The organism is Halovibrio salipaludis, from assembly GCF_002286965.1.
In the GTDB taxonomy this organism is placed as follows: Bacteria; Pseudomonadota; Gammaproteobacteria; order Pseudomonadales; family Oleiphilaceae; genus Halospina; species Halospina salipaludis.
Genome location: NZ_NSKD01000006.1, coordinates 155,541 through 172,415, shown reverse-complemented (window position 1 = coordinate 172,415; position 16,875 = coordinate 155,541). Strand labels below are relative to the sequence as shown.

Annotated in this window: 16 protein-coding genes and 1 riboswitch; of the genes, 10 read left to right on the top strand and 6 right to left on the bottom strand. The window is 63.6% G+C overall.

Annotated elements, in window-relative coordinates:
• Positions 1 to 10: 10 nt before the first annotated feature.
• Positions 11 to 934, top strand: coding sequence for a branched-chain amino acid transaminase (locus CK501_RS13000; protein ID WP_095618171.1), 924 nt, complete (start codon positions 11 to 13; stop codon positions 932 to 934).
• Between the two features lie 18 nt (positions 935 to 952).
• Positions 953 to 2,221, top strand: a complete 1,269-nt coding sequence (gene waaA / locus CK501_RS12995; RefSeq protein WP_095618170.1) for a lipid IV(A) 3-deoxy-D-manno-octulosonic acid transferase — start codon at positions 953 to 955, stop codon at positions 2,219 to 2,221.
• On the opposite strand, the gene CK501_RS12990 is transcribed toward waaA, so the two are convergent.
• Positions 2,215 to 3,696: a TolC family outer membrane protein gene (locus CK501_RS12990; RefSeq protein WP_095618169.1), complete on the bottom strand. Its 1,482-nt coding sequence runs from the start codon at positions 3,694 to 3,696 to the stop codon at positions 2,215 to 2,217. The two genes, waaA and CK501_RS12990, sit on opposite strands and share 7 nt — an antisense overlap.
• An 87-nt stretch (positions 3,697 to 3,783) precedes the next feature.
• Positions 3,784 to 3,908: riboswitch (TPP riboswitch) on the top strand.
• A 91-nt stretch (positions 3,909 to 3,999) separates the two neighbouring features.
• Between CK501_RS12990 and thiC the strand changes: the two genes are divergently transcribed.
• The 5 genes from thiC to CK501_RS12965 all read left to right on the top strand — a co-directional run bounded on the left by thiC (position 4,000) and on the right by CK501_RS12965 (position 8,375).
• Complete coding sequence (gene thiC / locus CK501_RS12985; protein WP_095618168.1) at positions 4,000 to 5,793, top strand: phosphomethylpyrimidine synthase ThiC; 1,794 nt, start codon at positions 4,000 to 4,002, stop codon at positions 5,791 to 5,793.
• 16 nt (positions 5,794 to 5,809) lie between these two features.
• Positions 5,810 to 6,436: an NUDIX domain-containing protein gene (locus CK501_RS12980; protein WP_095618167.1), complete on the top strand. Its 627-nt coding sequence runs from the start codon at positions 5,810 to 5,812 to the stop codon at positions 6,434 to 6,436.
• Positions 6,436 to 6,894 (top strand): DUF1249 domain-containing protein, encoded by a 459-nt coding sequence (locus CK501_RS12975; RefSeq protein WP_233128904.1) that lies wholly within the window; start codon positions 6,436 to 6,438, stop codon positions 6,892 to 6,894. The genes CK501_RS12980 and CK501_RS12975 overlap by 1 nt, the downstream gene beginning before the upstream one ends.
• A 91-nt stretch (positions 6,895 to 6,985) precedes the next feature.
• On the top strand, positions 6,986 to 7,786 hold the full coding sequence (cpdA, locus tag CK501_RS12970) for a 3',5'-cyclic-AMP phosphodiesterase (RefSeq protein WP_095618165.1): 801 nt from the start codon (positions 6,986 to 6,988) through the stop codon (positions 7,784 to 7,786).
• Positions 7,776 to 8,375, top strand: coding sequence for a YqiA/YcfP family alpha/beta fold hydrolase (locus CK501_RS12965; protein WP_158223122.1), 600 nt, complete (start codon positions 7,776 to 7,778; stop codon positions 8,373 to 8,375). The genes cpdA and CK501_RS12965 overlap by 11 nt, the downstream gene beginning before the upstream one ends.
• Here CK501_RS12965 and CK501_RS12960 read toward each other — a convergent pair.
• Positions 8,369 to 9,244 carry an HDOD domain-containing protein gene (locus CK501_RS12960; protein ID WP_095618163.1) on the bottom strand — a complete coding sequence of 292 codons (876 nt, stop codon included), beginning with the start codon at positions 9,242 to 9,244 and terminating at the stop codon, positions 8,369 to 8,371. The two genes, CK501_RS12965 and CK501_RS12960, sit on opposite strands and share 7 nt — an antisense overlap.
• 107 nt (positions 9,245 to 9,351) lie before the next feature.
• Positions 9,352 to 10,011 (bottom strand): histidinol-phosphatase, encoded by a 660-nt coding sequence (locus tag CK501_RS12955; protein ID WP_095618162.1) that lies wholly within the window; start codon positions 10,009 to 10,011, stop codon positions 9,352 to 9,354.
• A 190-nt stretch (positions 10,012 to 10,201) separates the two neighbouring features.
• Here CK501_RS12955 and rppH point away from each other — a divergent pair, with 190 nt between their 5' ends.
• The 3 genes from rppH (at position 10,202) to CK501_RS12940 (ending at position 14,383) form a co-directional block, all read left to right on the top strand.
• Entirely contained in the window at positions 10,202 to 10,714 is a 513-nt protein-coding gene (gene rppH, locus CK501_RS12950; protein ID WP_095618192.1) for an RNA pyrophosphohydrolase, read from the top strand.
• Between the two features lie 15 nt (positions 10,715 to 10,729).
• A complete protein-coding gene (gene ptsP, locus CK501_RS12945; RefSeq protein ID WP_095618161.1) occupies positions 10,730 to 13,039 on the top strand; it encodes a phosphoenolpyruvate--protein phosphotransferase in 2,310 nt (769 codons plus the stop codon).
• Positions 13,040 to 13,129: 90 nt separating this feature from the next.
• Positions 13,130 to 14,383 (top strand): patatin-like phospholipase family protein, encoded by a 1,254-nt coding sequence (locus tag CK501_RS12940; RefSeq protein WP_095618160.1) that lies wholly within the window; start codon positions 13,130 to 13,132, stop codon positions 14,381 to 14,383.
• Positions 14,384 to 14,386: 3 nt separating this feature from the next.
• On the opposite strand, the gene hslU is transcribed toward CK501_RS12940, so the two are convergent.
• The 3 genes from hslU to CK501_RS12925 all read right to left on the bottom strand — a co-directional run bounded on the left by hslU (position 14,387) and on the right by CK501_RS12925 (position 16,865).
• Positions 14,387 to 15,718, bottom strand: a complete 1,332-nt coding sequence (gene hslU / locus CK501_RS12935) for an ATP-dependent protease ATPase subunit HslU (protein ID WP_095618159.1) — start codon at positions 15,716 to 15,718, stop codon at positions 14,387 to 14,389.
• A gap of 11 nt (positions 15,719 to 15,729) precedes the next feature.
• Positions 15,730 to 16,260 carry an ATP-dependent protease subunit HslV gene (gene hslV / locus CK501_RS12930; protein ID WP_095618158.1) on the bottom strand — a complete coding sequence of 177 codons (531 nt, stop codon included), beginning with the start codon at positions 16,258 to 16,260 and terminating at the stop codon, positions 15,730 to 15,732.
• A gap of 83 nt (positions 16,261 to 16,343) precedes the next feature.
• Positions 16,344 to 16,865, bottom strand: a complete 522-nt coding sequence (locus CK501_RS12925; RefSeq protein WP_198949513.1) for an SPOR domain-containing protein — start codon at positions 16,863 to 16,865, stop codon at positions 16,344 to 16,346.
• Between the last annotated feature and the right edge of the window lie 10 nt (positions 16,866 to 16,875).

Genomic DNA, 16,875 nt, shown 5'->3' with positions numbered 1-16,875 from the left:
GTTGGCGGCAATGTCGATGGCGGATCGTGATGGTCTTATCTGGCTTGACGGGGAACTGGTGCCCTGGCGTGATGCCAAAGTGCATGTGCTGACCCATACCCTTCACTATGGCATGGGCTGCTTTGAGGGGGTGCGTGCCTACAGCACGGATGAGGGCCCGGCGATCTTCCGTCTCCAGGACCACACCCAGCGCCTGTTCAACTCCGCGCACATCCTCAACATGAAGATGCCGTACGATCAGGAGACCCTCAACGACGCCCAGCGTCTGGTGGTCCGCGAGAACGGTCTGGCCTCCGCCTACATCCGGCCCATGGTTTTCCTGGGGTCCGAGGGCATGGGGCTGCGTGCGGACAATCTCCAGGTGCACGTCATGATCGCCGCCTGGGAGTGGCCCTCGTACATGGCGCCGGAGGCACGGGAGCAGGGCATCCGTATCCGGACCTCGTCCTACACGCGCCACCACGTCAATATCACGATGTGCAAGGCCAAGGCCAATGGCAACTACATCAACTCCATGCTGGCGCTCAATGAGGCCATGAGCTGCGGTTATGATGAAGCCCTGCTGCTGGACAACGAGGGTTACGTTGCGGAGGGGACTGGCGAGAACCTGTTCATCGTCCGCAATGGCGAACTGCATACGCCGGAGCTGACTTCCTGCCTGGATGGCATCACCCGGCGGAGCATTCTCGAATTCGCCCGTGAACTGGACATCCCCGTGAGAGAGCGTCGGATCACCCGCGACGAGATCTACATCGCGGACGAAGCGTTCTTTACCGGTACGGCCGCCGAGGTGCTGCCCATCCGTGAGCTGGACAACCGCACCATTGGCAAAGGCAGCCGTGGCCCCATTACCGAGCAGTTCCAGCAGATGTACTTTGACGCCGTGGAAGGGCGCCGGGAGCGGAACAGGGACTGGCTGACCATCGCCACCTGAGCCCGGGAACGCCCGCAGATGGCACGCTGGCTCTACTCACTGCTTCTCACGCTGATGCTGCCCGGCATACTGGCGTTCCTTTGGTACCGGAGTCTGAAGGACAGACGGTACCGTGAGCGCTGGCCGGAGCGGCTGGGGGCCGGACCGGTTCCCGAAGCGTCCGGCATCCTCTGGATCCACGCCGCATCCGTGGGCGAGGTGATTGCGGCTACCCCCATGGTCAGGGCCCTGCGTGAACAGGCGCCGGACCGGCCAATACTGGTCACCACCATGACACCCACAGGCGCCGAGAGGGTTCGTGCCGCCTTCGGGGATCAGGTGATGCACGCCTATATTCCACTGGACCTCCCCTGGATGGTCAATGCCTTCATCCGGCGCGTGAAGCCGTCGGGGCTGGTCATCATGGAAACCGAGGTCTGGCCCAACCTGGTGAATGCCTGCGCCCGCCGGGGGATTCCGGTGATCCTTGCGAACGCCCGGCTCTCGGAGAAATCCGCCTCGGGGTATGCCCGTGTGGCACCGCTGACGCTGCCGGCTTTCCGTTCCCTTGACTGGATTGCCGCCCAGTCGGATGCGGACGCGCAACGTTTCCGCGCCATGGGCGTGCGCTCGCAACAGCTTTCGGTAACAGGCTCGATCAAGTATGACCTGCGGATTCCGGAAGCGGTGCGCGAGGAGGCGGCCGCCCTCAGGGAGACTTTCGGGGAAGGGCGGCCCATCTGGATCGCCGCCAGTACCCATGACGGCGAGGATGGCCCGATCCTGGCCGCGCACCGCCGCCTGCTGGAACGTTACCCGCAGGCACTGCTGGTGCTGGTGCCGCGCCACCCCGAGCGTTTTGATGCAGTGGCCCGGCTTGCTGAGCAGCAGGGGCTGAGCCTGGCGCGTCGGACGGCGGCTGACGACCCCGCCTCTGCCCAGGTTTACCTTGCGGACACCATGGGTGAGCTGCTGATGCTCTTCGGGTGTGCGGATATCGCCTTCATCGGCGGGTCGCTTATTGAACGTGGGGGGCACAATCCGCTGGAGGCGGCGGCCTGGTCGCTGCCGGTGCTGACCGGGCCGCATGTGTTCAACTTCGCCAGTGTGTTTGAGCGCCTTGAGGACGAGCAGGCGGTGCGGTTTGTGGATGGCACCGATGCGTTGGCCGCGGTGCTGGAGGAGCTCGTGGGGGCGGCGCCGGAACAGGAGGCCCTGGGCCGGCGTGGCCGGGCCGTGGTGGATGCCAACCAGGGCGCGGTGGCGCGCCTGGTGGAGGGTGTCCTGGAGCGGTTGCCCGCCTACTGATCCTGCAGGGGGACCACGTTATCCGAGGGGATGCGGCGGTATTCGCCGTCTCCGGAGTCCCCGTTGTTTTCCCGCTCCTCGCGCGTAACCTGCCGTGCCAGCCGTTCGATGCCCGGGGCCGTGGCGCTCAGCCAGCGATCAAGGCCCTGCAGGTCCTGCGGGCTCAGCGTGCCGGCTACCTGCTTCAGGCGCAGTGTGTTGAGTACGTAGTCGTAGCGGGCATTGGCGTAGTCCCTCAGAGCAACGTAGTAATTCTGCTCAGCATCCAGTACTTCAACGATGTTTCTTGTACCCACCTCGTACCCGGCGCGGGTGGCGTCAAGTGCGCTGCGGCTGGAGACGATGGTCTGGCGCTGCGCATTGATGGTCTGGACGTTGGTGGTGATGCGGCGGAACAGGGAACGGGCATCAAGGCGGACATTGCGCCTGACGGTATCAAGCTCCCGCTCTGCCTGCTCCGTTTCGGAGCGTACCCGCCTTACACCGGCCTGGGTGCCGCCGCCATTGTACAGCGGGATGTTCAATGACAGGCCGACGGTGGTGTCAGTGCGCGGGTACTCGTCCATGGGGTTACTGTACGCCCCGGGCTGAACACCTGCGCCCGCACTGCCGCCTGGCAGCTCAAAATTGTTGTCCTGGTGCTGGCGCTCGATCCGGGCGAACAGGTCCAGTGTAGGCAGATGTTCGGAACGAGCGGCGCTGACCTGCTCGCTCTTGGCTGCCACAGTAAGCTGTTGCGCTTTCAGCTCCCAGTTCTGCTCCAGTGCGGTCTGGGCCCAGGCCTCGGGGTTGTCCGGTTCCGGGCTGCTGATCGGGAAGTCCGTTTCAAGCCGTTCCAGAGCGTTGGGGAACTGGCCGGTAAGGCGTGCCAGGCTCTCGCGTTCAATATCCAGCTGACTCTGCGCCGCAATCCGCTGTGAGCGGCTCGCATCGTAACCGGCGCGTGCTTCCTCTACCTCGGTGGTGGCCACCAGGCCCACGTCATAACGCTCCTTGGCTTGCTCCCACTGGCGCCGCAGCGCGGCTTCCTGAGCCTGGGCCGTATCCAGCTCATCCTTGGCACGCAGAACGTTGAAGTATTGCTCTGCGACTTTCAGCATCAGGCCTTGTTCAGCGCGCGACAGTTCCGCGGCCGCTACCTTGCTCTGCTTCTGGCTGGCCTGGAAGCCGTACCAGGCGTTGGCCCGGAAAAGCGGCTGGCTGAGCTGGAGACCGTATTGGTGGCTGGTGAGGTCACCATCCAGGGTGTTGCGCTCGGTGTAGGAGGATTCCCCGAAAGCGTCCAGCTGAGGAAGCAGCGGCGCCCGGGATTCATCGACTGCGGCTTCACGGGCCTGGCGGGCAGCGCGTGCCGCTGCCAGATCCGAATCATAGGAGAGCGCCTGTTCGTAGACCTCCATCAGCCCCTCACCATAAGCCTGGGTGGCAGGGAGCAGTAGAGCTGCAATCAGTGCGGGAAGAGCGCGCGCTTTCATTGGTTCCCTCAAGCGTTGATCTGGATGGGCCGTGACCGGCGGTCACCATTATGGACAAGTTCCGGAGCAATCTCTAGACTCGAATGGACTGTCTTGACGGGGTGCCGGACCCGGGGTTGGCGTTTGCCGCCGCGACCGGCTGAGATTGCGAATGCAGAACCCGCAGACCTGATCCGGCTAGAACCGGCGTAGGGATCGAGACAGGCGGGTGCTGACCGTACCGCCTCCTTGTTTGCCACTACTGACGTCATGTCTGCCTCTGCGTTCTCCCGTCCGTTCGATCACCAACGGAGGAGAACCACCATGAACCCATCCAATGAGCTCCTGAGCGAAAACGAACGCGTCAACGACGCGACCATCGACCAGCTGCCAGCGTCGCGCAAAGTTTACGTAACCGGCAGTCGCCCGGATCTGAACGTCCCCATGCGCGAGATCCAGCTGAGTCCCACTGATACGGCCGAGGGTCCCGAAGCCAACGAGCCGCTGCGGGTCTACGATACATCCGGCCCCTATACGGATCCTTCTGCTGCCATCGATCTACGTCAGGGCCTGGCGCCGTTGCGCGCCGGCTGGATCGATGAACGGGGTGACACGCAGCGTCTGCCCGAGTTCAGTTCCGAAACCACCCGCCAGCGTCTGCGTGACCCACGACGGGATGCCTTCCGCTTCGGCCGGCCGCCCAAGCCCAGGGTGGCCAGCGCGGGCGGCAACGTAAGCCAGATGCACTACGCGCGGAAGGGCACGGTCACGCCCGAGATGGAGTTCATCGCCATCCGCGAGGGGGTCGATCCCGAGTTCGTGCGTGATGAAGTGGCGCGGGGACGTGCCATCATTCCCAACAACATCAACCACCCGGAATCCGAGCCCATGATCATTGGCCGGAACTTCCTGGTGAAGGTCAACGCCAACATCGGCAACTCGGCCGTGACCTCCTCGATCGAGGATGAGGTCGGCAAGCTGACCTGGGCAATCCGCTGGGGCGCGGATACCATCATGGATCTTTCGACCGGTAAGGATATCCACGAGACCCGGGAATGGCTGCTCCGCAACTCGCCGGTTCCCATTGGGACGGTTCCCATTTACCAGGCCCTGGAGAAGGTCGATGGTACGGCCGAAGACCTGACCTGGGAGTTGTTCCGGGATACCCTCATCGAACAGGCTGAACAGGGCGTGGACTACTTCACCATTCATGCCGGGGTGCGCCTGCACCATGTGCCCATGACGGCGGAGCGCACCACCGGCATCGTCTCGCGTGGCGGCTCCATCATGGCCAAGTGGTGCCTGTCCCGGCACGAGGAGAGTTTCCTCTATACGCATTTCTCTGAAATCTGCGAAATCATGAAGGCCTATGACGTTGCCTTCTCCCTGGGCGACGGGCTGCGCCCCGGCTCCATTGCCGATGCCAACGACCGGGCCCAGTTCGCGGAACTGGAGACACTGGGTGAGCTCACGAAGATCGCCTGGGAGCATGATGTCCAGTGCATGATCGAGGGACCGGGCCATGTGCCCATGCACCTGATCAAGGAAAACATGGAGCGTCAGCTTGAGTGCTGTGACGAGGCGCCGTTCTACACCCTGGGGCCGCTGACAACCGACATTGCGCCGGGCTATGATCACATTACCTCCGGGATTGGCGCCGCCATGATCGGCTGGTATGGTTGCGCCATGCTCTGCTACGTGACGCCGAAGGAGCATCTGGGCCTGCCCAATCGCGAGGATGTGAAGGAAGGGCTGATGGCCTACCGGATTGCGGCGCACGCGGCGGACCTGGCCAAGGGCCACCCCGGTGCCCAGCGGCGGGATGACGCGCTTTCGAAGGCGCGCTTCGAGTTCCGCTGGGAAGACCAGTTCAACCTCGGACTGGATCCCGAACGGGCCCGAGCCTATCACGATGAGACCCTGCCCAAGGATTCGGCGAAGGTGGCGCACTTCTGCTCCATGTGCGGGCCGAAGTTCTGTTCCATGAAGATCTCCCAGGAGGTGCGTGACTACGCGCGGGAGCATGGTCTGAACGATGAAGCGGCGCTGCGGGAAGGGCTGGCGGATAAGTCCGCCGAGTTCCGCGAACAGGGAGGGGATCTGTACCACGAAGTCTGAAACCGATGAGGCCCTGATGGGAGAGCTGGACAGCACCTTTGACCACGATGACGTGACCATTGAGTCCGATGAGGCGCTCTATCAGGGTTTCTTCCAGCTGCGTGGCCTGCGTTTCCGGCACCGGCTCTTCGGTGGTGGCTGGAGCCCGGCCATGCACCGTGAGATCTTCTGGCGCGAGAACTGCACCTGCGTGCTCCCCTATGACCCCTGGCGGGACGAAGTGGTGTTGCTGGAGCAGTTCCGGGCCGGGGCGCTGGGGCGCGAGGCCTCGCCCTGGCTGCTGGAGGTGGTCGCCGGCATCAATGAAGCTGGTGATGATGGTGAGGCCACCGCCCGGCGGGAGGCGGAGGAAGAAGCTGGGCTGACCCTGGGGCGTGTCGAGAAGATCTGTGACTACCTGGTCTCGCCCGGGGGCACGAACGAACTGGTGCACCTCTATGGTGGCTGTGTCGATGCACAGGGAGCCGGCGGTATCCATGGCCTTGAGCATGAGAATGAGGACATCCGTGTGCAGCCGCTCGCCTTTGAGACCGCCATGGAAGGACTGCGTTGCGGCCGGATCTGGAATGCGCCGGCCATCATGGCCCTGCAGTGGCTGGCGCTGAACCGTGAGCGGCTGCGGGATGAATGGAGGGCCGGGTGATGGTGCAGCGGTATGTGCCGGACCTGACCCGCTTCGCGGCGGTGTGCGAGGCCAACTACCATCGCCTGGGCCATCTGGAGCGCCTCGGGCCCGATGCGGACTCCGACGTGTTCTTCCGGCTCCGGGATGGCAGCCGCCATCTCGGGGATGTCCACCTGTGCCGTCTGGAAAAGGCCCGTTTCACCGAGACCTGGTACCTGGAACAGGTGGCGAATAACGGGCGCTGGCTCAATGATCCGCGCATGACGGTGCGTGCCTACCACGACGTGGGGATGCTGGAAGTGATGAGCTGTTTCCGGCATGGGCGCATTCGCGCTGTGAATCCCTACCCCAATGCGCGCATGCATCTGCCGGATGAGAAGCTGCAGATCAATCTGTTCCTGGCGGACTGGCTGGATTTCTGCCTCAGGTTCGGGCAGGCCGCCGATCTGGATTCGGTCTGGAGCCTGGAATCCTGAACCCGTGATGACGTTCCCTAAATCCGTTGGGCAATAACGCATAAGCCCGCTATATTGAAGGGCATAGCGACGAAGGGAGCCCGTAGCCACCATGGACGCCTCAGCCGAGCCCCTGCATGTGCTGCAGATTACGGACCCCCACCTGATGGGGGACCCGGAAGGGCGCCTGCTCGGGATCAATACGCGCCAGACGCTGGAGGCAGTGCTGGCGCATGTCCGCGTCCATTACGGTCAACCGGATCTGGTTCTGGCAACCGGCGATATCTCCCAGGATGGCAGTGATGACTCCTATCACTATTTCCGGGAGCAGACCGCTTTCTTTGAGGGGCCTGTCTTCTGGGCAGCGGGCAACCACGATGTGCTGCCGGCAATGGAGCGGGTGATCAGGGGAACCCGGTCGGCGGAGCGGCGTTACCGGAGCCATGGGTGGCAGCTGATCTGCCTGGACTCCTCGGTGCCGGACCAGGTGCACGGGTGCCTGGGGGAGAAGGAACTGGCGTATCTGGATGCCTGCCTGAAGGAGTATCCCGGGGATCATGCACTGGTATGTCTGCATCACCATCCGATCCGTATCGGTGCCGAATGGATGAACGCCATTGGCCTGCAGGATCACGACGCCCTCTTCGAGGTACTGGCGCGCCACGAGCAGGTGCGGGGACTTCTCTGGGGGCATATCCACCAGTCCCTGGATCAGGAGACCGGTGGCTGGCGCATGCTGGCCAGCCCCTCCACCTGTGTGCAGTTCCTGCCGGATTCAGAGTCCTTTGCGGTGGATACGGTGCCGCCGGGCTACCGCTGGCTCGCGCTCTATCCGGACGGGCGCATCCGAACCGGTGTGGAGCGCATTGCCGATGATGATTACGGGCTGGAGCTCGACAGCGTTGGCTACTGACGATCCTGACCTGATCTATCTTCACGGGTTCCGCAGTGCGCCGGCTTCCGAAAAGGCACGGGAGCTGGATGCCTGGCTGCATGAATCCGCTTATCCAGGGCACTGGTTCATTCCCCAGCTGGCAACCACGCCCGCCGGCGTGGAGGCGCAGCTCGCGGGGCTCATCGAAGCGGCGCCGGGGTCCGGGCCCGGCCTGATCGGCAGCTCCCTGGGCGGGTTCTTTGCGATGGTGATGGCGGAACGCTATGGTCTGCCGGCGGTGCTGATCAATCCCGCCGCACATCCCTACCGCCTGATGGAGGAGTCGCTCGGCGAGCACACCAACCTCTATACGGGGGAGAGCTTCCACGTCACGGAGGACCACGTGTACCAGCTTCAGGCCATGGATCCGGGGGTGCTGTCGCACCCGGAGCGCCTCATGGTTCTGCTGGAAACCGGCGATGAAACACTGGACTACCGGCAGGCCGCCGAAAGGTTCACCGCCAGTAAGCTGGTTGTGCACGAGGGCGGCAACCACCGCTACACGCGGTTCCGCGAGGAACTGCCGATGATGGTGGATTTTCTCAGGCGTGGAGTCAGTGCTCAGTAATCGCCGTGGACGGTGATCCCCATATCACGGAAATTCTGTGCCATTTCCTCCAGATCATACTGGCTCAGGCCGGTGTGTATGAGCAGATCCTGTTGCAGGCGCTGCCATTCATGATCCTCTTCCTGCTGACCGAGGATCGCGAAGTTGCCGCAGATGTGTTCGGCGATCTTGAGCGTGGCCAGCAGCGTCTTGCGCTCCTGGGCCCGGGTGCCGGTCTGTGCGAACACCTGCTGCACGTTGTGGTGGTCGGCGATGACCTCGCACAGGTGCGGGGGAAGGTTCCAGGACTTGGCCACGTAATAGCCCACCACCGCGTGGTTGGTGTTCAGCGTACGGTTCTCAACGTCGATCAGGCGCGGTTCGTTACGGGCGTAGCTTTCCATCATGACGTCGTCGTAGTCGGGGAAGCGCTCCATCATCAGTGGTATGCCCGCGTTGTGGAACAGACCCACCGCGTAGGACTCGTCCGGGTTCTTGGCGCCAATAGCCCGAGCGATATGCGCTGAGACCTGGGCAATGTCCGTGGCAGTGTCCCAGAACCGGGTCATGGCCCGGATCGCCTGATCCGACATCTCGCCTTTGATGCTCAGCCCGTTGATGATGTTGATGACGGTGGTGGGGCCAAGCAGGGCGACCGCCTGTTCAATGGATGAGATCTGGTTGCTGTGCTGCAGGAAGGGCGAGTTGACGAACTTGAGCATCATCCCGGACAGGGAAACATCCTGCCGGATGAGTTTCGCGATCTGTTCGATGTCCGGATCCGGCATCGCCTGCTCCATCTGGAGGTCCACCATGATCTGGGGCTGTGGTGGAATCCGGATGCCCTGGAGGACGTTGTGGATCTGTTCGTCGGTGAGTTCCGCAGGCATAGGGGCTTATCATCCTGTTGACCGTTACTGCCCTCAGCCTAGACCAGATGATGGCGATAGGCTGTAACTGATTGTTCAGGGGCAGGCTGTAGGAGCGGGGGGCAGTCCTACAGGGACTGCAGATCCAGTATGGGCCAGCCGCGGTGGTGGGCGGTGTCGCGCAGGGCGGGGTCCGGGTTGGTGGCAACCGGGTTGGGCACGGTTTCCAGCAACGGCAGGTCATTGCGCGAGTCGCTGTAGAAGTGCGCGCCATCCAGGGTTTCCGAGCGGTCGAGCAGCCATTCCTCGAGCCGCGTGATCTTGCCGTCCCGGAAGCAGGGGGTGCCGGCAACGCGGCCGGTAAAGGCACCATCCACCACTTCCGGCTCGGTGGCAATCAGGTTGGGGATGCCCAGGCGCGCCGCGATGGGTTCCGTGACGAAACGGTTGGTGGCGGTGATGATCAGCAGGGTCTCACCACGCTCGCGGTGGCGGTTGATGAGGGCTTCGGCCGCGGGCTCGATCATGGGCTCCACCCGTTCCTGCATGAACCGTTCCCGCAGTTCCTGGAGTACGGCCGGTTTCTGGCTGGCCAGTGGTTCCAGGGCGAAGGCCAGGTATTCCTCAATATCCAGTCGACCGGCCTCGTAATCGCGGTAGAACTGGTCGTTACGCTGGCGGTAGCGCTCCCCATCCACCACGCCGGTATCGATCAGGAACTGGCCCCAGGCATGATCGCTGTCGCCGTGCAGAAGGGTGTTGTCCAGGTCGAAGATGGCGAGTGTCACGGTATCGGGCCTCCGGGAGAATTCGGGGCGAAAGCATATCACAACCCTGGAGGAGCGAGCTCGCTCGCGATCTCCAGACCCAAGCGCAAGCGAACTCGCTCCTTCTACGGTTTGCCGTGGGGCTATCAATTCTGGAAAAATGACACTAACTTACACATAGAAGATGAATAACAAACACAGGGGTGTTGCCGTGATTGACTCCGACGGATTCAGACCGAATGTCGGAATCATGCTGGCGAACCACCGGGGGGAATTGCTCTGGGCCAGGCGCATTGGCCAGGACGCCTGGCAGTTTCCGCAGGGAGGCATCAATGAGGATGAGACACCAGAGCAGGCCCTCTATCGCGAACTGATGGAGGAGGTTGGCCTGGAATCATCGGATGTCCGGATCATCACCACCACCCGGGGCTGGCTGAGGTACCGCCTGCCCCGGCGCATGGTCCGAAAGGATTCACGCCCGGTGTGCATCGGCCAGAAACAGAAATGGTTCCTTCTCGAGATGCTCTCACCCGACGCCCGGGTGCGGGTTGATCGCAGCCATAAGCCTGAATTCGACGGCTGGCAGTGGGTCAGTTACTGGTACCCGCTGGGGCAGGTGGTGTCCTTCAAACGCGAAGTCTACCGCAAGGCGCTGAGGGAACTGGCGCCGGGGGTATTCAGGCTACAGTCAAAGGGGCAACCGCCGGCCCGCCAGGAAAGCTGACCGACTATGACCACAATGCTCAGCACGCTGCGAAGCATCGTCCAGGAACTGAATGGAATCAACAACCTGCAGGACGCGCTGGACACCATAGCGGCGCGTGTCCAGACCGCTATGCACACCGAGGTCTGCTCGGTCTATCTCTACGACGACAAATCCGGCTGTTACGTGCTCAAGGCCACCGAAGGGCTCTACAAGTCCGCGGTGGGCCAGGTCCGTATCGCGCCCTCGGAGGGCCTGGTGGGCCTGGTGGGGTCCCGTGAGGAGCCCATCAACCTGGAGGATGCCCAGAAGCACCCGCGTAACCGCTACTTCCCGGAAACCGGCGAGGAACGCTTCGGCTCCTTCCTGGGCGTGCCCATCATCCATCACCGTCGCGTGCTGGGCGTTATCGTCGTCCAGGAGACCCAGAACACCCGCCGCTTCGACGAGGGTGAGGAAGCCTTCCTGGTCACCATTTCCGCCCAGCTTGCCGGGGTTATTGCCCACAGTGAGGCGACTGGCGCCATTGGCGGTATCTCAATCAGCGGTGACCAGGCCCGGGATGTGGCCTTCAGCGGTGTTGCCGGTGCCCAGGGCGTGGCCATCGGGACCGGCGTGGTGGTGTTTCCGCCGGCGGATCTGGATTCGGTGCCGGACAAGCGCTGTGAGGATGTGGATGCGGAGATCGAGCGCTTCCGCGCGGCCGTCTCCGCGGTACGGGACGACGTGGAACAGGTGGGCGAGCGCCTTGCGCCGCAGCTGAGGCCGGAAGAACAGGCCCTGTTCGAGGTCTACCTGCGCATGCTCCACGACCATGCGCTGCCCGGCGAGGTGGAGAACCGCATCCGTGAGGGGCTCTGGGCCCCGGGGTCGCTCAAGGCGGTGGTGAACCAGTACGTCCGCCATTTCGAGATGATGGGGGATCATTACCTGCGTGAGCGGGCCGTGGATATCCGTGACCTCGGCCGCCGTCTGCTCTCCCACCTCCAGGAAGGGGAGTCGGAGACACTGGAGTACCCGGAGCGGACAATCCTGGTCAGTGATGAGCTGACGCCCGCGATGCTCGGGGAGGTGCCCCAGGGCCAGCTGGCCGGCCTGGTATCGGTGCGCGGCTCCGGCAACTCCCACGTGGCCATCCTGGCCCGCGCCATGGGAGTGCCCACGGTCATGGGGCTGGTGGACATCCCGGTGGCGCAGCTGGATGGCCGGGAACTGATCGTGGACGGCTACGAGGGCCAGATTTTCGCTTCGCCCTCCACCGAACTCAAGGCCTTCTTCGAGTCCATCATTGAGGAAGAGCGGGAACTGGTCAAAGGGCTGGAGGAGCTGCGCGACAAGCCGTGTGAGACCCTGGATGGCCATCGTATACCGCTGTTCGTGAACACCGGCCTGATCACGGACGTGGTGCGTTCACTCAGTCACGGGGCGGAGGGCATTGGCCTGTACCGCACCGAGGTGCCGTTCATGATCAATGAGCGGTTCCCCTCCGAACAGGAGCAGAAGGCCTATTACCGCGAGCAGCTTGAGGCCTTCGCCCCGGCGGAGGTGACCATGCGCACGCTGGACATCGGCGGTGACAAGGCGCTGACCTATTTCCCGATCGTTGAGGAGAACCCCTTCCTGGGCTGGCGTGGTATCCGGGTGACGCTGGACCACCCGGAGGTGTTCCTGGTCCAGATCCGCGCCATGATCAAGGCGAGTGAGGGGCTGGACAACCTGCGCATCATGCTGCCGATGATCAGCAATGTCTCTGAGATCGAGGAGGCCCAGCACCTGATCTATCGTGCCTGGCACGAGGTGCGTGACGAGGGCTACCAGCTGGCGATGCCCCAGGTGGGGGTCATGATCGAGATCCCCGCGGCCGTGTACCAGGTGCGGGAGATCGCGGCCCGGGTCGACTTCGTGTCGGTGGGATCGAACGACCTGACCCAGTACCTGCTGGCGGTCGACCGGAACAACCCGCGCGTGGCCAGCCTCTATCACTCTTATCACCCGGCGGTGCTCCAGGCACTGTGCCAGGTGGCCCAGGATTGCCATGATGTGGGCAAGCCGGTCAGCATCTGCGGGGAGCTGGCGGGGGACCCCGGGGGCGCCATACTGCTTCTGGCCATGGGCTATGACGCCCTTTCCATGAACGCCTCCAATCTGCCGCGGATCAAATCCGTGATCCGTGGCATCGACATGGATATGGCCCGGGGGCTGCTGGCGGAGGTGCTGACCCTGGACTCGCCGCATGTGATCCGCAGCTGTGTGGAGCTGGCCCTGCGCAAAGCCGGGATCGGGCGCTTTATCCGGCCGGAGCGCAGTGGCTCCGGGGTACGGGAACTGGCGGCCTCCCGGGAGTGAGCGGCCATTCAGTGCTATCCTTGTTTCTAGTATGTCTACTCTAGAAGACACCGTTAGTCTTGAGTGAGCAGTCAGATCAAGGGGTAATCCATGGAAACACTGTCACGCAGGTCCGCCGAGCGCCCGGAGCGGCCCCGGATCGGGCTGGCACTCGGGGGCGGCGGTCCACTGGGCGGAATCTATGAGATTGGCGCGCTGCGGGCCCTGGATGAGGCGCTGGACGGCGTCGACTTCAATGACCTCTATGTCTACGTCGGCGTCAGCGCCGGCTCCTTCGTTGCAGCCAATCTCGCCAACCAGATGACCACGGCACAGCTGTGCCGGATCTTTGTGAAGAACGAGGCGGATGTGCACCCCTTCCATCCGGAGGTGTTCTACCGGCCCGCGTTCCGCGAGTACGTGCGTCGACTGATGGCCGTGCCGGGCCTGCTGCGTGAAGCGTTCGGGCGTTTCGCCAGTAACCCCTATGACCAGAGCCTGCTGGATGCGCTGACGGTACTGGCCCAGGTGGCACCGGCGGGGCTGTTCGACAACACCGGGCTGCATGAGTACCTGCGCCGTGCCTTCAGCATGCTGGGGCGGACCAATGATTTCCGGCAGCTGCGCCACAGGCTCTACATCATTGCGGCCGATCTGGAGAGCAGTGAGGCGGTGCGGCTGGGAGCCCCCGGGTTTGATCATGTGCCCATCTCCCGGGCCGTGCAGGCCAGCATTGCGTCGCCGGGGATCTACATGCCGGTGGAGATCGACGGCCGCTTCTACGTGGACGGTACTCTGCGCAAGGGGCTGCATGCCTCGGTGGCGCTGGAGGATGGGGCCGATCTGGTGCTGGCCATCAACCCGCTGGTGCCCATCGATGCCAGCGCCGCAGTGCGTGCGGGCACCATGAACGCCGGGGCATTGACCGATTCCGGCATGCCCAACATCCTGGGGCAGACCTTCCGGACCATGGTGTATTCGCGCATGGAGGCGGGCATTGCGCAGTACGCCGACCAGTATCCGGATTCGGACATTGTCCTGTTCCAGCCGGAGCGTGATGACGCCAAGCTGTTCTTCTCGAACGTGTTCAGCTTCCAGTCCCGGCGCATGGTCTGTGAGCACGCCTATCAGATGACCCGGCGCGACCTGCTGCGCCGTGCCGATGAGCTGGAGAGCCAGCTGGCGCCCCATGGCATTACCATCAATCGGGATATTCTGGCGGATGAGCAGCGCACCATCAGCACCAGTCTCTACGGGGAGATGCTGCCGGTGTTTGTGGCTCAGGAAGGCAGGCGCCGGAGCCGTTTCGGCTCCGGCGTGGAGCAGGTGTCGGGGCTGATCAACAGCGCCCGACAGATGCTCTGAGGCTCACAGGATGTAGCGGCTGAGGTCCTCGTCCTCGGCCAGCTCGCCGAGCTGCTGCTCCACGTAATCCGCCGTGACCTCGAAGGCCTCGCTGATCTGGTCACCGGCATCGAAGGAGATGTCGTCCAGAAGCTTCTCCATGACCGTGTGCAGACGGCGGGCCCCGATGTTCTCGGTGCTCTCGTTGACCTTCCAGGCAATCTCCGCAATGCGGTCGATGGCCTCGTCGGTGAAGGTCAGGTTGACGCCTTCCGCGCTCATCAGCGCTTCATACTGGGCCACCAGTGAAGCCCTTGGCTCGGTCAGGATCCGCTTGAAGTCGCCCGGGGTCAGGGCCTTGAGCTCCACGCGGATGGGGAGTCGGCCCTGGAGCTCGGGGATCAGGTCCGAGGGCTTGGTCAGGTGGAAGGCGCCGGAGGCGATGAACAGGATGTGATCCGTGTGCACCATGCCGTACTTGGTGCTGACGGTGCTGCCCTCGATCAGCGGCAGCAGGTCGCGCTGCACGCCCTCGCGGGAGACGTCCGAGGAGCCCTGTGAATCGCTCTTCTTGGCGACCTTGTCCAGCTCATCCAGGAAGACGATGCCATTCTGTTCAACCACCTGGATGGCGCGCTGCTTGATCTCCTCCTCGTTGACCAGCCGCGCGGCTTCTTCCTCACGTACCTGCTCGAAGGCGTCCGCCACGCGCATGCGGCGGGTCTTGCTCTTGTCGTTGCCCATGCTGGAGAACAGCGACTGGAGCTGGCTGGTCATCTCCTCCATGCCCGGCGGGGTCATGATCTCCACGCCGCCGCTGTTGGCGCTGACCTCAATGTCGATCTCCTTATCGTCCAGCTCGCCCTCGCGCAGTTTCTTGCGGAACATCTGGCGCGTGGCGGAGCTGTTGTCCGCTTTCTCGTCCTCTTCCTGATCGCGCGGTGGCCGCAGCAGGGCGTCGAGGATGCGGTCCTCGGCGGCGTCCATGGCGCGGTCCTGGACCCGGGCCATTTCCTTCTCGCGCAGGAGCGAGAGGGCGTTCTCGGTCAGGTCGCGGATGATGGATTCAACGTCGCGCCCCACGTAGCCCACCTCGGTGAACTTGGTGGCCTCCACCTTGATGAAGGGCGCTTCCGCCAGTTTTGCCAGCCGGCGCGCGATCTCGGTCTTGCCCACGCCCGTGGGGCCGATCATGAGGATGTTCTTGGGGGTGATCTCGTCCTGGATGTCGGTCTCTGCCTGCATGCGCCGCCAGCGGTTGCGCAGGGCAATGGCGACGGAGCGCTTGGCCTCGTCCTGGCCGACGATGTGGCGGTTGAGTTCGTCAACAATCTCCCGGGGGGTCATGCCTGCCATGAATACTCCTGTCAGCCGCTGGGTTCGATGACTTCCAGCGCGCGGTTATGGTTGGTGTAGACGCAGATATCGGCGGCGATATCGAGGCCTTTCTCGGTGATCTCGCGCGCCGTGAGCTGGGTGTTCTCGAGCATGGCCCTGGCCGCGGCCTGGGCGTACGGGCCACCGGAGCCCATGGCGATCAGGCTTTCCTCGGGCTCGACCACATCGCCGTTGCCAGTGATGATCAGCGAGGTTTCCGCGTCGGCCACTGCCAGCATGGCCTCGAGCCGCCTCAGGGCCCGGTCCGTGCGCCAGTCCTTGGCCAGCTCCACAGCGGCGCGTGTGAGGTTGCCTTGGTACTTCTCCAGCTGCGCCTCGAAACGCTCGAACAGGGTGAAGGCGTCGGCCGTGCCGCCGGCAAAGCCGGCGAGCACACGGTCGTTGTACAGTCGCCGTATTTTGCGGGCGTTGCCTTTCATGACGGTATTACCGAGGGAGACCTGGCCGTCGCCGCCCATGGCGACTTCGCCGTCACGGCGTACTGAAAGAATGGTTGTCATGCGTACTCCCGTGGTTGCCGGGTTTGGGGTTTATCCGGAAGTGGGGGCTTGGAAACGGTATTTCAAGGTGTGCCGGAAGGGCCTCAGCCCTCACCTTCGGCGTTGCGCCGGCGCACCATCGGCTGGATGTTGATCTCGACAAGGCGGTCCACGGCCTGGTTCATGCGGCTGCGGGAGTCGAAGGGGCCGACCATGACGCGGTACCAGACGCCGCCATCGTCCACGCTGACTTCGGAGATGCGCGCCCTGAGGCCCTGGAAGCCGACCTGGGCACGCTGGCGCTCGGCGTCTTCCCGGCTCTGGAAGGAGCCGGCCTGCAATATGTACTCCAGGTTCCGGTCGCTTTCGGACTCGTCCGGACGGTAGGCCTCGATATCCGGCGTGGCGACCTCGGAGTCCGGCAGCATTTCATAGAACTTGAACCGGGGCGTCTCGCCGCTGCTTTCCTGCTCCGGCTGCTGTTCGGGAGCGCTGGTGGTCTCCGGCGGCCTGTCATCGCCGTCGGGGTCCAGTGAGTCCAGATAGACAAGGAACCCCACGAACCCGGAAAGCAGCGCCACCGGGATCAGCCAGCGCAGGGAGGTCGAGTCCTTTTCCTTGGCCATGATCGCGTCC

Bases quoted from the DNA above. Each gene is read 5' to 3' on its own strand.
- hslV (WP_095618158.1), bottom strand. From the start codon at position 16,260: ATGACAACCATTCTTTCAGTACGCCGTGACGGCGAAGTCGCCATGGGC.
- hslU (WP_095618159.1), bottom strand. From the start codon at position 15,718: ATGGCAGGCATGACCCCCCGGGAGATTGTTGACGAACTCAACCGCCAC.
- CK501_RS12940 (WP_095618160.1), top strand. From the start codon at position 13,130: ATGGAAACACTGTCACGCAGGTCCGCCGAGCGCCCGGAGCGGCCCCGG.
- thiC (WP_095618168.1), top strand. From the start codon at position 4,000: ATGAACCCATCCAATGAGCTCCTGAGCGAAAACGAACGCGTCAACGAC.
- CK501_RS12980 (WP_095618167.1), top strand. From the start codon at position 5,810: ATGGGAGAGCTGGACAGCACCTTTGACCACGATGACGTGACCATTGAG.
- cpdA (WP_095618165.1), top strand. From the start codon at position 6,986: ATGGACGCCTCAGCCGAGCCCCTGCATGTGCTGCAGATTACGGACCCC.
- CK501_RS12975 (WP_233128904.1), top strand. From the start codon at position 6,436: ATGGTGCAGCGGTATGTGCCGGACCTGACCCGCTTCGCGGCGGTGTGC.
- CK501_RS12925 (WP_198949513.1), bottom strand. From the start codon at position 16,865: ATGGCCAAGGAAAAGGACTCGACCTCCCTGCGCTGGCTGATCCCGGTG.
- waaA (WP_095618170.1), top strand. From the start codon at position 953: ATGGCACGCTGGCTCTACTCACTGCTTCTCACGCTGATGCTGCCCGGC.
- CK501_RS12990 (WP_095618169.1), bottom strand. From the start codon at position 3,696: ATGAAAGCGCGCGCTCTTCCCGCACTGATTGCAGCTCTACTGCTCCCT.
- CK501_RS12960 (WP_095618163.1), bottom strand. From the start codon at position 9,244: ATGCCTGCGGAACTCACCGACGAACAGATCCACAACGTCCTCCAGGGC.
- CK501_RS13000 (WP_095618171.1), top strand. From the start codon at position 11: ATGTCGATGGCGGATCGTGATGGTCTTATCTGGCTTGACGGGGAACTG.
- ptsP (WP_095618161.1), top strand. From the start codon at position 10,730: ATGCTCAGCACGCTGCGAAGCATCGTCCAGGAACTGAATGGAATCAAC.